The sequence below is a fragment of the Rahnella aceris genome (genome assembly GCF_011684115.1).
GTDB lineage: Bacteria > Pseudomonadota > Gammaproteobacteria > Enterobacterales > Enterobacteriaceae > Rahnella > Rahnella aceris.
Genome location: NZ_JAADJV010000003.1, coordinates 71,369 through 84,250, shown reverse-complemented (window position 1 = coordinate 84,250; position 12,882 = coordinate 71,369). Strand labels below are relative to the sequence as shown.

12 protein-coding genes and 1 pseudogene are annotated in these 12,882 nt (G+C 55.5%); 5 read left to right on the top strand and 8 right to left on the bottom strand.

Features of this window, described 5'->3' with window-relative positions; all coding sequences use genetic code 11:
* Positions 1–13: 13 nt before the first annotated feature.
* Entirely contained in the window at positions 14–994 is a 981-nt protein-coding gene (locus GW591_RS15905; protein ID WP_153375195.1) for a bifunctional helix-turn-helix transcriptional regulator/GNAT family N-acetyltransferase, read from the bottom strand.
* Positions 995–1,507: 513 nt separating this feature from the next.
* Here GW591_RS15905 and GW591_RS15895 point away from each other — a divergent pair.
* Positions 1,508–1,642 (top strand): annotated as a pseudogene (locus GW591_RS15895) (type VI secretion system baseplate subunit TssG); the annotation flags it as partial.
* A 44-nt stretch (positions 1,643–1,686) separates the two neighbouring features.
* Here the strand turns inward: GW591_RS15895 and GW591_RS15890 are convergent.
* Genes GW591_RS15890 through GW591_RS15865 form a run of 6 tightly spaced genes read right to left on the bottom strand, consistent with a single transcriptional unit; the run spans position 1,687 to position 8,128 of the window.
* On the bottom strand, positions 1,687–2,457 hold the full coding sequence (locus GW591_RS15890; RefSeq protein ID WP_037033214.1) for an ABC transporter ATP-binding protein: 771 nt from the start codon (positions 2,455–2,457) through the stop codon (positions 1,687–1,689).
* 24 nt (positions 2,458–2,481) lie between these two features.
* Positions 2,482–3,348 carry an ABC transporter ATP-binding protein gene (locus GW591_RS15885; protein WP_112151589.1) on the bottom strand — a complete coding sequence of 289 codons (867 nt, stop codon included), beginning with the start codon at positions 3,346–3,348 and terminating at the stop codon, positions 2,482–2,484.
* Positions 3,320–4,225, bottom strand: a complete 906-nt coding sequence (locus tag GW591_RS15880) for an ABC transporter permease (protein ID WP_013578055.1) — start codon at positions 4,223–4,225, stop codon at positions 3,320–3,322. Before GW591_RS15880 ends, GW591_RS15885 begins: the two co-directional genes overlap by 29 nt.
* Positions 4,222–5,238, bottom strand: coding sequence for an ABC transporter permease (locus GW591_RS15875; protein ID WP_119262445.1), 1,017 nt, complete (start codon positions 5,236–5,238; stop codon positions 4,222–4,224). The genes GW591_RS15880 and GW591_RS15875 overlap by 4 nt, the downstream gene beginning before the upstream one ends.
* 41 nt (positions 5,239–5,279) lie before the next feature.
* Complete coding sequence (locus GW591_RS15870) at positions 5,280–6,923, bottom strand: ABC transporter substrate-binding protein (RefSeq protein WP_404814849.1); 1,644 nt, start codon at positions 6,921–6,923, stop codon at positions 5,280–5,282.
* Positions 6,924–6,973: 50 nt separating this feature from the next.
* Positions 6,974–8,128: a mandelate racemase family protein gene (locus tag GW591_RS15865; RefSeq protein WP_037033211.1), complete on the bottom strand. Its 1,155-nt coding sequence runs from the start codon at positions 8,126–8,128 to the stop codon at positions 6,974–6,976.
* A 388-nt stretch (positions 8,129–8,516) separates the two neighbouring features.
* Here GW591_RS15865 and exoX point away from each other — a divergent pair, with 388 nt between their 5' ends.
* Complete coding sequence (exoX, locus tag GW591_RS15860) at positions 8,517–9,179, top strand: exodeoxyribonuclease X (protein WP_013578051.1); 663 nt, start codon at positions 8,517–8,519, stop codon at positions 9,177–9,179.
* A gap of 4 nt (positions 9,180–9,183) precedes the next feature.
* On the opposite strand, the gene GW591_RS15855 is transcribed toward exoX, so the two are convergent.
* Positions 9,184–10,089: a LysR family transcriptional regulator gene (locus GW591_RS15855; RefSeq protein ID WP_119262353.1), complete on the bottom strand. Its 906-nt coding sequence runs from the start codon at positions 10,087–10,089 to the stop codon at positions 9,184–9,186.
* Positions 10,090–10,223: 134 nt separating this feature from the next.
* Between GW591_RS15855 and GW591_RS15850 the strand changes: the two genes are divergently transcribed.
* The 3 genes from GW591_RS15850 to GW591_RS15840 all read left to right on the top strand — a co-directional run bounded on the left by GW591_RS15850 (position 10,224) and on the right by GW591_RS15840 (position 12,843).
* On the top strand, positions 10,224–11,645 hold the full coding sequence (locus GW591_RS15850; protein ID WP_013578049.1) for an MFS transporter: 1,422 nt from the start codon (positions 10,224–10,226) through the stop codon (positions 11,643–11,645).
* Positions 11,646–11,684: 39 nt separating this feature from the next.
* Positions 11,685–12,374, top strand: a complete 690-nt coding sequence (locus GW591_RS15845) for a helix-turn-helix transcriptional regulator (RefSeq protein WP_013578048.1) — start codon at positions 11,685–11,687, stop codon at positions 12,372–12,374.
* 97 nt (positions 12,375–12,471) lie between these two features.
* Positions 12,472–12,843, top strand: a complete 372-nt coding sequence (locus GW591_RS15840; protein WP_013578047.1) for a VOC family protein — start codon at positions 12,472–12,474, stop codon at positions 12,841–12,843.
* The last annotated feature ends 39 nt before the right edge of the window (positions 12,844–12,882 follow it).

Sequence of the window (12,882 nt, the reverse complement as noted above, 5' to 3'; positions counted from 1 at the left end):
GTTACCTGAATCATTATTTTCGCGCCAATCTGACGGTACTGCCGCCCTGATGACCGGCCGGACTCAATTTCGCCTCATGACAATCTCCGGTCAGGCGTGTATTTTTTCGCTGTTCTGTTACGTGCTCAAAATCTTCTTTTTTCAGATGCATCGGGGTGATGGGCATGCCGTAGAAATCACGGGTGGGCCCGGTGATTTTTCCACCCAGCTCGCTGATGATCCTGACCGTGGAATCCCGCGCCTCCATTATCACGTTATCTGTTTCTTCAAGCATCTCCGTCAGGGAAACCCGCGCCAGTTGCCTGCCGATGCCCATCCCGCGATAACAAGGATTAACGGCAAACCTTCCCCAGTGCCATTCGTTATTTTCCTGCCAGCAGGCGACAGTGCCCAGAACATATTCTCCCGAGCGAACTATCCAGCATTTAGTTTTAAGCTCTGCGGGTAACAGAATAAGCGCCTGCGGAATATTCTGTTCCTGCGAAAAAGTCTCCATTAAGAGTTTTGTCACTTCGGGAAGGTAATTACTGCGCATAATTTCAATTTGTATTCTTTGCGGATGACGTGCGGCATTCCGCCGGAAAGTATTTATTCTCAACGCACGTAACCCATTAATTATTTCCTGCGCTTGCTGTAATTCCATTGCATTTTGAACAAATGAAAATTCATTATCCGCCGAAGCATCAGCCGCGGCTAAACACTGCGCACCTGCCGTCGTCAGCTGAAAACTTTTTTGCCGCTTGTCTCTCTCTCCGGTGACCGGTTCAACATAATTTTTTCCGGCCAGCACGTTCAGCGTACGGCTTAGCGAGGCCTTATCCATGCTCAGTTGCAGGCATAACTCAGCAAAAGACGTCACGCCGTTCTTTGAAAGATAGGTCAGCAGATGCGCCTGCGTAAGAGATAAACCCGAGCGAAAACAGTTTTTATCCAGCAACCCGAGCTCCCTGACAAGGTAACGCAGCTCGGTGCGAATCGAATGAATGGCCGTCATTTTTAACTCTGTTAGTTGATAGTATCAACGAAATTAAACAGCTTCCGCCATTCTGTCAACCCTGAACTACATCCCTCAATCCACTCATACACTACCGTTCAATTCTGAGCCGCTGCGCCGGCACTTATCTGGCATTATGTTAACGAAACACAATGGATTCATTTCATAACCAGTAAACAGGGTGTCGATTAACCGGCCATATGCTGCGTTGTGTCAAAGGGAATTAAAAATGAGCATTCAGGAATATATTATTGCAGGCAGTAAATTACCGGTCCACAACCATTATCAGCTACGTCTTAAAAGACTTGAATCTCAGCAGCCCGGCATCGATATTTCGGTGCTCAGGTTCAGCGGCAGCGGCAGCGGCAGCGGCAGCGGCAGCGGCAGCGGCAGCGGCAGCGGCAGCGGCAGCGGCAGCGGCAGCGGCAGCGGCAGCGGCAGCGGCAGCGGCAGCGAGGCTATCAGCGATATTCTGCGCTATGAGATAGCGTTTACCCGCACGGGGAAAGATGCGCACCGCTGCCGCGTCTGGGCGATCGCACTCTGTTCGCGGGTTACAACGTGGTGCTGGGATTGCGGGAAGATAATCTGGATAAAATGCCGGAGCAGGTGACGATGAAACTGGGCAGGATCAGGGATAAGAGGTAAAAAGGCCGCTGCATCACTGCCGCTACAGTGGCCTTTTATCCTTCCTATAGCATCACTTTTGCCGCCATTTCCCGGCTGTAGTCACGGCTGGCATCGACCAGCACACGGGTGTAATCATCCCGGATATCGCCGCGCAGCAAGGCATCAGTGTCCAGCGTTTCGAGGATTTTGCCGTATTTCATTACTGCAACACGCTGGCAAAGATGGGCGATAACCCCCAGATCGTGTGTCACCATCAGATACGTCAACCCTTCCTCTTTTTGAAGATCGAACAGCAAATTAAGTATTTCCGCCTGCACGGAAACATCCAGCGCAGACGTGGGTTCATCGAGCAGCAGAACACGCGGTTTAAGGATCAGCGCCCGCGCAATCGCCACGCGCTGGCGCTGACCGCCGGAAAGCTGATGCGGATAGCGGCTGCGGAATGCGCGGTTCAGACCCACTTTCTCCAGAATGGTGTTAATCCGCTGCTCCCGCTGGTCGATACGGTGGATTTGCAACGGTTCTTCCAGAATATCGCCAATGGTGTGGCGCGGATGAAGTGAACCATACGGATCCTGAAACACCATCTGTACCAGTCTGCAACGCTCGCGGCCAATGCGGTGCTCAAGCTGCTGGCCGTCGATTTCCAGCTCGCCCTTCCAGTGAGTAAACAATCCCGCCAGGCATTTCAGCACCGTGGTTTTGCCTGAGCCGGATTCGCCCACCAGCCCGAAAATCTCGCCTTCACGCACAGCGATATTGACATCGGTCAGCACCTGCGTGGTCTTCGCGCCCTCACCGAAACTCAGGTTCAGGTTGCGCACGTCTATCATCGTTTTCTGTGGCATACGTGCTCCTTAATCGGTCAGCCAGCTGGCCTGACGTTGCATCACCGGCAGCGGATAACGGCGGTTATCCATGTCCGGCAACGCGTTCAGCAGACCACGGGTGTACGGATGCTGCGCGTTATCCAGATCGGTTGCGGCAATGGATTCGACAATGCGCCCGGCGTACATCACCAGCACGCGGTCGCAGAAACTGCGCACCAGATTGATGTCGTGACTGATAAATATCAGCCCCAGACCGCGGGTTTTCACCAGGTCATCAAGCAGCGCCAGCACCTGCAAACGCACGGACACATCAAGCGCCGAGGTCGGCTCATCGGCAATCACCATTTCCGGGTCAGTGATCAGCATCATCGCGATCATGATGCGCTGCCCCTGTCCGCCGGAAATCTCGTGCGGATACAGGCCGTATACACGTTCAGGTTCGCGGATACGCACCACGTCGAGCATGTTCAGCACTTTGCTTTTAGCATCGTTATAGGAACATTTGTGGTGCGAGCGCCACGCTTCGGCAATCTGATCGCCGACGCACAGCACCGGATTCAGCGAATATTTCGGGTCCTGCATAATCATTGAAATCCGCTTACCGCGCACCTGTCGCATCTGCGCCGGGCTGGCGTGCAGCAAATCCACATCGGCGAACTGCATTTTGCTGGCGGTGATACGCGCTTTCGACGGATGCAGATGCAGCAGCGCACGCCCCACGGTGGATTTACCCGATCCGGATTCACCGACTATCGCCAGTTTTTCGCGCCCGAGCTGGAAAGACACGCCGCGTACTGCCTGCGTGACCTGACGGCCATTCACAAAGCTGACGTGCAAATCCTGCACATCGAGTAACGCCGGAGCGTCAGTCATTTCGGGGATCGAGAATGTCACGAAGGCCATCTCCTAAAAAGTTGAACGCCAGGCTGTTAATCAGGATCGCCAGACCGGGAATAGTCGCCACCCACCAGCACTCCATCATGTACGTACGGCCGCTGGATATCATTGCGCCCCACTCCGGATCCGGCGGCTGGGCGCCAAGCCCGAGGAAACCCAGACCGGCTGCGGTCAGGATAATCCCCGCCATATTCATGGTGATACGGATGATCACCGACGGCAGGCACAGCGGCACAATGTGACGCCACAACACCCGCAGCGGACTCGCGCCCTGCAAACGTACCGCTGAGATAAAGTCAGCCTGTCGCAGCGAGAGCGTTTCGGCCCGCGCCAGACGCGCAATCGGTGGCCAGGCGGTGAGCGTAATGGCGATCACCACATGTTCCAGCCCCGGCCCGAGTGCCGCGACAAATGCCAGCGCCAGCACCAGACTCGGGAACGAGATGAAGATGTCAGTGACGCGCATCAGCACCATGTCGGTTTTCCCGCCGAAATAACCGGCGGTAACGCCAAGCAGCAAACCGAGCGGCCCGACGGTAACCGACACCAGCAACACGATATACAGCGTGATACGCGAGCCATACACCAGACGGCTGAAGATATCGCGGCCAAACTCGTCAGTGCCGAACCAGTGCGCCGCCGACGGCGGGCTGAGCGCATTGTTTAAATCCTGCACCAGCGGATGAAACGGTGCGATCCACGGCGCAAAAACCGCCACAATCATCAGCACCAGAACAATCGCGCCACCGATGGCGGTCAGCGGATTACACGCCATCTGCCACAGAAAATGGCCCGCCCGGCCAAACGCCCTTTTCACGCGCTGACGTTTTTCGTCGCCCGCGCTGAGCGTGACGGAATCAAGGGAAATCGTCATACTTTTGTCCTCGGATCAAAGACCTGATACAGCAGGTCAGAGAGCAAATTCAGCACCACGAAAATCATACCCACCACCAGCACGCAGCCCATCACCGCATTCATATCGCCCAGCATCAGGCTGCTGGTGAGATACGAACCGAAGCCCGGCCAGGAAAACACCGTTTCGATCAGCACCGCGCCTTCCAGCAGCGAGCCGTATGCCAGCGCCACCACGGTCAGCAACTGAACCAGAATGTTGCGGAACGCGTGATTCCACAGCACATGCCATTCGCTCAGCCCTTTCACGCGGGCGGTGATGATAAATTCCTGCGAAAGCTGCGCCAGCATAAAACTGCGGGTCATGCGGCTGATGTAGGCCAGCGAGTGAAAACCGAGCAGTGCCGCGGGTAAAATCAGATGATTAAGCGCGTTGCGAAACACTTCCCCGTTGCCTGCGATCAGTGCGTCGATCAGCATAAAACCGCTGTGGCGGGTAACCTGTCCGTCGAGGCTGAAATCCAGCCGCCCGGCACCGCCGACCCAGCCCAGCCAGGCGTAAAACACCAGCAAGCCCATCATGCCGACCCAGAATATCGGGGTGGAATAACCCGCCAGGCTGATGATGCGCACCACATAATCCGCGATGCTGTTGCGTTTTGCCGCCGCCAGCACACCGAGCGGAATGCCGACGCCCGCACCGAGAATGATCGCCAGCGTCGCCAGTTCCATGGTGGCCGGGAACACGCGCAGAATGTCCTGCGTCACCGGTTTACCGGTCAGCAGCGCATTGCCCAAATCGCCATGCGCCAGCCCGGAAAGGTAAATACCGAACTGCGTCCACAGCGGTTTATCAAAGCCGAGCTGATGGTAAACCTGCTCATAGGTGCTGTGGTCGGCGTCCGGTCCGACAATCGCCAGCACCGGATCCACCGGCATCACGCGGCCGATAAAAAACGTCAGCAGCAGCAGTCCGAACAGCGTGACCGCTACCTGCACCAGACGTTTGCCGATGCGCCCGGCAGGGAATGACATCCGCGCCGTTTGCTTTGAAGCAGGAGCCGGAATTTGCATGGTCATAACCCTTTACCTCCGGTTGGCTGCACGTCAGCAGGTTCGTCTTTCCAGACGTCACGCAGGAACGTGGTGGCAGAAGGATGCGGCAGGTAGTTTTTGACGTCCCTGCGCACCACAATGGAATCAACCATTTGCGAGAGCGGCACCAGCGCCGGGATCAGCGCGTCGTAGCGTTGCTGAATGGCGAAGTAATCCTGCTTTTGTTTCTCCGGGTCACGTTCCAGCAGCGCCTGATCGATATCCGCATTCAGCTGTTTGTCATAGAAACCGGTGCGCCAGCCCTGAAAATTGGTCAGCCGTGCCGCATCGTTGTTATCCGGGTTGTAGACCAGCGCACGCAGGCTGGAATGCGGATGGGGTTCCACGCCGCTGCCGCCGCGCCCGACCAGCATGTCGAACTTGCGTTCACGCATCGCGCCGTAAATCTGGTTGCCGGTACCGGTAACGATTTTGGCGCGGATCCCCGCCTGCATCAGCGTGGACTGCACCGCAATCGCGATATTGAGGAAAGGCTGATCGGCCAGTACCCGCAGCGTAGTATCAAAACCGTTGGGATAACCGGCTTCCGCCAGCAAAGTTCTGGCACGCGGGATATCCAGCTTATAACCCGGATCCGGCAACGTGGCAGGCATACCGACCTGGATAGGACGCTGATGCACGATGCCATAACCGTCCATCAGCGCCTTGCCGATACCCTGGTAATCAATCAGATAGCGCACCGCTTCGCGTACTTTCGGGTTAGCGAAATGCGGCTCTTTCATGCTCATCGCCACGTAATAAATGGTGCCTTTTTTCACCTGATCGACCTGCATGGCCGGGTCGTGGCTCAGCGCTTTCACATCGGACACCGCCATGTTATTGGCAATATCCAGATCGCCTTTTTCAATCATCAGGCGCAGCGTCTGGGATTCCTGAAAATGACGGAATACCACGCGCGACAGTTTCGGTTCACCGCGCCAGTACTGCGGATTGCGACTCATGTTCAGCACATCTTTCGCCTGCCAGCTATCGAGACGAAATGGCCCGGAACCGGCTTCGTTGGTGGTCAGCCAGCGGTTACCCCAGTCGCCATTCACTTCATGGGCCTGCACGGTTTTGCTGTCCAGCGCCACCACGCTGCCGAGCGCCGCCAGCGAGTAGATCACCAGTTTCGGATCATTGGGTTTGGGTAACTGAATTTCGACGATACCGGGAGACGGCGAACGCACCATCTCATCGACATTCTTTTTGCTGAATCCGTAGGATTTCCACACCGAGGCCTGTGCCAGATTGAGATGCAGAATGCGGCGCATCGACCACACCACATCGTCAGCAGTCACCGGATTGCCGGAGTGGAATTTCACGCCTTCGCGCAGATGAAACGTGATGAGGTTGCGGGCGTCGTTGACCTCCCACGAGGTCGCCAGTGCGGGGCGCACGTTGGTGAGTTGTTGCGGATCAAGCTCAATCAGCGGGTCATAGAGATTGACCACGATGCCGACAATATCATTGCCGGTCATCGCTGCCGGATCGAGTGTTAACAGGTTATTCATGTTCATGCCGATGATCAGCTGGTCGGGCGGCGTTTTTGCCTGCGCCGTCCAGCCAGCCGTCATCAGCAGGAGCGCGAAAAGCCATGCGCCCCACGGTTTGCCAGAGTTCATGATGTACCTTCCGGGTAGAGTCAGAGGTTTATTATTTTTCTGCCCGCAGGTCAGTCGCGGCTGACGGTATGGGTTTCTATGTAATCAAAATTAATGTCCTCTCCGAGGCCGGGGCGGTCAGAAAGATGAACAAAGCCGTGTTCATCCATCGGGTCAACAATGCTGTTCAGGTATGCAGCAGGTTCGTCGTATTCCAGGAACGGATGCAGCAGGCCGCGTTCGTACCAGCGACAGTTGCGGATGGCGCCGACCACCGCCAGACTCGCCGCGCCGTTGCCGTGCACTTCGCAGTCCATCCCAAAAGCTTCCGCCAGACTGGCGACTTTCATGCACGGCGAGATGCCGCCGACGCCGTTGGCACCGGCGCGTAAAATGTCGCAGGCACCGGCCTTCACCCAGTCCGCACGGCTGTGGTGCTTGCCACCCAGACTTTCCGGCCCGATCACGTCGATAGACAGGTTTTCCGCCAGCCAGGCATAAGAAGCCATGCTCTCTTCTTCCATCGGTTCCTCGAACCAGGCGAAGTTGAGTTTTTCCAGCGCCTTACCGATGGTCAGCGCCTGACTGCGGCTGTACCAGTGATAGCCGTCGAGCATCAGTTCGATATCCGGCCCGACCGCTTCACGCACGGCGGCACAGGCTTTGATGTCCATTTTCGGATCCGGCGCGAACGCCACCGGCGGCATCCAGGTGTGCAGCTTGATAGCCTGATAACCGCGGGCCACCAGTTTTTCGGCAAACTGCCCGAATTCGTCCGGCGTCGACAGCCCGCCCTTCAGTTCGTCGCCACACATGGTGCTGCCGTAAGCCGGGACTTTTTCGCGAAAACCGCCCAGCAGTTTGTGCACCGGCATATTGAGTTTGCGGCCAATAAGATCCCACAATGCCTGCTCGACAAACGACAGTGCCCGCTCGGTCAGCTGATGCGCACTGCCACGTTGCCAGTGAACCAGATCCTGCCAGAGGCGTTCGCGGTCGAACGGATTCTGACCTATCAGCACTTTCCTGAAAAATGCGTTCACCACATGCGGACGCACCACTTCCGGCGGTGCGAACGAATATCCGCAATCACCTTCGTCAGTGGTGATCGTTAACATGGCCATTTTCGCCTGACTTTCTTCACCCGGATGAGAATGACCCGCGCTGTCAGAAACGCGACGGGTCGGATAAGTAAAAACAGAGACTTCAACAGAACTTATTTTCACAGCGATACCTGCCATTACTGAGAGAGTTAACGCCCTTCAGAGCGCTTCATCATTGCGCGTCCATTCAGCAGTGTGAGCACACTCACACTTCTTTAAAACCGCAATCCAACAATAATAAAATAGCGTTTCATTATTGAACTTAGCCAGTTTGGTGACGCATTTCCACGGCTAAAAGCCGAAAATTTGCCGGTAGATTTGGGCATCTGCACGACGGAATGTGAGCATTTTCACGAAAGTGAGGGGAAGTGTGATCTGTACAGGAAATAGACGGATGGGATGTAGGGGGATATTGCGGCCTTTACTTTGTGATGAGAAAAGTGGGCACGAGGAAGTCAATCCGTTAGGCTAACGTTTTTAGAAGGTGTTTGCTGACCAGTCGGAGTGGAATATGTTGCGCGTTATTGATACGGAAACTTGTGGATTACAAGGCGGCGTGGTTGAAGTGGCTTCGGTCGACATTGAAGACGGGAAAATCGTCAACCCGATGAGTGATCTGGTGCGCCCCGACCGGCCGATAAGCCATCAGGCAATGGCCATCCACAAAATTACCGAGGCCATGGTGGCCGACAAACCGTGGATTGAAGAGATCATTCCACGTTATCACGGCAGCCAATATTATGTGGCCCATAACGCCAGCTTTGACCAGCGCATGCTACCCGATATGCCGGGTGACTGGATTTGCACCGTGAAACTTTCCCGCCGTTTATGGCCGGGGATCAAATACAGCAACATGGCGCTCTACAAATCCCTCAAGCTGGACGTGGCAACGCCTGCGGATCTGCATCATCACCGCGCGCTGTTTGACTGCTACATCACCGCCGCGTTACTTATCCGCATCATGGATGAATCCGGCTGGACACCGGAAGAAATGGTGACCATTACCGGCCGCCCTGCGCTGGTGAGCACCATGATGTTTGGGAAATATCGCGGCAGAAAAATTGCTGAAATCGCCGAAGACGACCCGATGTACCTGCGCTGGATGCTGAATAACATCAAAGAATTAACGCCTGACCTGCGGATGACACTCAGGCATTATCTGGAGGTAGAGTAACGCGTTACAGCGTCACCTTATCACGACACACTCCCAATACCAGTTGCCGCAGCCAGCGGTGCGCAGGGTCAACTTCTGAACGCGGATGCCACATCTGGGAAATCGTGATTTCACGGGTTTCCAGCGGCAGTTCGAAAGCATATAACCGGTCTGGCTCAGCAATCATGAATGACGCGGGGATCAGCGCCACCAGATCGGAGTTTTGCGCAATCGCCAGGGCGGCGGAAAAACCCGGCACGACGGCGGCAATTTTCCTTTTCAGCCCGACTTCGGCCAGCGCGTCATCCACAGGTCCGTAAGTGTTGTTGCGACGTGAAACGACAACATGCCCGAACGACACGTATTCGTGCGCGGTAATCGTTTTCTTAAGCGCCAGCGGATGACCTTTTCTCACCACGCCCATAAACCTGTCGCGGAACAAAGTTTGCAAACGAATTTCCGGTCCCATTTCGCCTAAAACACCAATCTCAAGATCCACCCGCCCTTCCCGCAACGCATTGGAGGTTTTTTCCGGTTTTGGCATAAATCGCAAACATACAGAAGGGGCCACCTGCGCAGCGGCGGCAATCATCGCCGCGCCAAATGCCACCACAAAACCATCGTTGGAACGGATCAGGAAAGTACGCTCAAGTCTGGCTAAATTGAAATCTGCTGATGAAGGCCGCAACAGGGCGCGCGCCTCAAACGCCACATTCCGGGTGCGCTGGCGGATTTCTTCGGCATAAGGCGTCAGCACCATATTTCGTCCGGCGCGCACCAGCAGCGGATCGCCGGTGGTTTCGCGCAGGCGACCCAGTGTACGGCTCATAGCAGAGGCGCTTAATCCCAGACGTCGGGCAGCAGCGGCTACACTTGCTTCAGCCAGCAGCACATCAAGTGCAATAAGTAAGTTCAGATCGGGTTCAGTCATCTGAACAGAGTAACGCAACGGCAATAATGAGAGAAGGCGTTTGGTGCAGGTATTAAGTGCAGATGCTGCGTCTTCCGCACTATATTACCTGCCGGTATAGTTACCTGACTCAATATCAATAAGGCGAATGCGTTATGGAATTATTTTCCGACAAACCAGGCGATGAAGGATTACCCGGCCGTGAACGGGGATTTGCCATGGCCGCCGTGATGATCATGGCAACGATGGCGGTATTCGACGGTTCGATGGTCAACATCGCACTGCCACAGATTGCACATGCACTGGATATCTCGGCAGGTGCAGCGGTCTGGGTGTCGAACGGTTATCTGCTGTCGGCGTCCATGACACTGGCAATCTTCGCCGCGCTGGCCAGCCGCATCGGTTTCCGTCCGCTGTTTGCCGCCGGACTGACGGTGTTCACCCTTGCCTCTTTGGGTTGTGCGCTGTCATCATCGCTCGACATGTTGATTATCATGCGGGTGCTTCAGGGAATTGGCGCAGCAGCCACGCTGAGTATTGGCCCGGCGATATTGCGCTCCGTTTTCCCCAACCGCCTTCTCGGACGAATACTGGGGCTGAATGCTCTGATGATCGCCACCAGCACCGCTGTCGCGCCGGTGCTGGGCGGGACAATATTATCGGCGATGAGCTGGCAGTGGCTGTTCGCGATCAATATTCCGCTCGGCATTATTGCGGTCATTCTTACGCTGCGCGTGGTGCCATCAAACCCCGCCAGTACGCGCCAGCCGTTTGATACTGCCGGGGCGATTTTATCGGCAGTCGCACTGGGCGCGCTGATTATGGCGGCAGAATCCTTTGCGCATCCGGGAAATGACAAACTTGCCACCGCCATAACCTATGGCCTGACGGCGATAATTGCAGGCGTGGCCTTTGTCTGGCGTCAGCGTCGGGCGCCAAAACCGCTGCTGCCGCTCGGCATGTTTGCCTCCACGCGGTTCACGCTGGCGGCCTTCACTTCGCTGGCCTCATTCGTCAGCCAGGGCATCACCTTTGTCGCGCTGCCGTTCCTGTTTCAGAGCGTTTACGGTTACAGCGCCTTTGTTTCCGCATTACTTTTCACGCCCTGGCCGCTGGGGATTATTCTGGCGGCACCGCATGCAGGACGCCTTGCCGACCGTTATCCGGCCGCCATTATTTCTACTGTGGGTCTGGCGGTATTTGCGGTGGGATTACTGTTACTCGCGCAACTCCCCGCGCAACCCCAGGTCTGGGATATCGGCCTGAGAAGCTTTATCTGCGGACTGGGCTTCGGCTGTTTCCAGAGTCCGAACAACCGTGAAATGCTCTCCAATGCGTCGCGGGAAAACAGCGGTTATGCCTCCGGCGTACTGGCCATTATGCGCACCTTCGGCCAGTGTCTCGGTGCCGCGTGCGTCGGGGTCATCCTGACACTTTATTCTGCCAGCACGGTGTTACACGAAGCGCAGGCGGTGAAGGTCAGTTTGTGGGTGGCGGTGATGGCGACGGTGCTGGCGAGTGTGATAAGCGTGAGCCGCCTGCGAGGTCAGCGCGGTCACTTGCAGGCGGAGAAATAATGGAAATAATAGATAACCGATACCTAAGAGAGTAACACCGTGTCCCGTTCCCAGCGTTTGCTTGATTTAATTCAGATCCTCCGCCGCCACCGGTTTCCGGTGACCGGGTTAACGCTGGCTGCGGAACTCAATATCAGCGTCAGAACGCTCTACCGGGATATCGCAACATTGCAGGAGCAGGGAGCCGATATTCAGGGCGAGCCGGGGCTGGGATATATTTTGCGCCCCGGTTTCATGCTTCCTCCTCTGATGTTTTCTGAGGATGAAATCCAGGCACTGGTGTTGGGTTCCCGCTGGGTATCCAGACGTAGCGACGGGCAACTGAGCGCGGCAGCAAAAAACGCGCTTGCCAAAATTGCAGCGGTGCTGCCCGAAGATCTGCGCATGTCTTTGGAATCGACAACCTTACTCATCGGCCCAGCAGACAATTCTGGCGCAGACGCAGCCTTATTACCGCAAATCCGTCAGGCAATTAAAGACGAACGTAAAATTGAAATTGTTTATCGCAGCCTGAAAAATGAAAGTTCCTCCCGGGTGATCTGGCCATTTGCCCTCGGTTATTTCGATCAGGTTCAGATACTGATCGCATGGTGCGAGTCGCGTCAGAGCTTTCGTCATTTCCGCACCGACTGCATTATGTCTCTCAAACGAACGGATGAGCGCTACCCAAGGCGGCGTCAGAGATTGCTGAAAGAGTGGCAGGATAAGGAACAAATCTCACCTCAGTAACCCGAATCACTCCTGACAGAAACTGGCAGTGGTGGCCACTAAGATACTCAGTAACAGACATCAAACCGGATGTCTTTTCATTCCTGAGGGGCCACTAATGATTGATTCAAACTTCGTTATTTTGTACGTCAACAATCCGCAGGTCAGCGCCAGATTCTATGAAGACCTTCTGGAAAAACAACCCGTTGAGGCTTCAGCCACTTTCGCCATGTTTGTTCTACCCTCAGGGATGAGGCTGGGCCTTTGGTCAAAGCATACTGTCGAACCCGCCGCTGAAGGTTATGCCGGAAATGGTGAGATCGTCTTTTCTGCTGACAGCAATGAACAGGTCGATGCTCTCTGCTCTCTCTGGCGCGATAAGGGACTTGAGATAATGCAGGAACCTGTTGAGATGGATTTCGGCTATACCTTTCTCGCGTTGGATCCTGACGGGTATCGCCTGCGGGTTTACCGGTTGTCGATAGAGTAAACAGCTCAACCCGGAGCGCCCTCACAGGCGCTCTGCTTA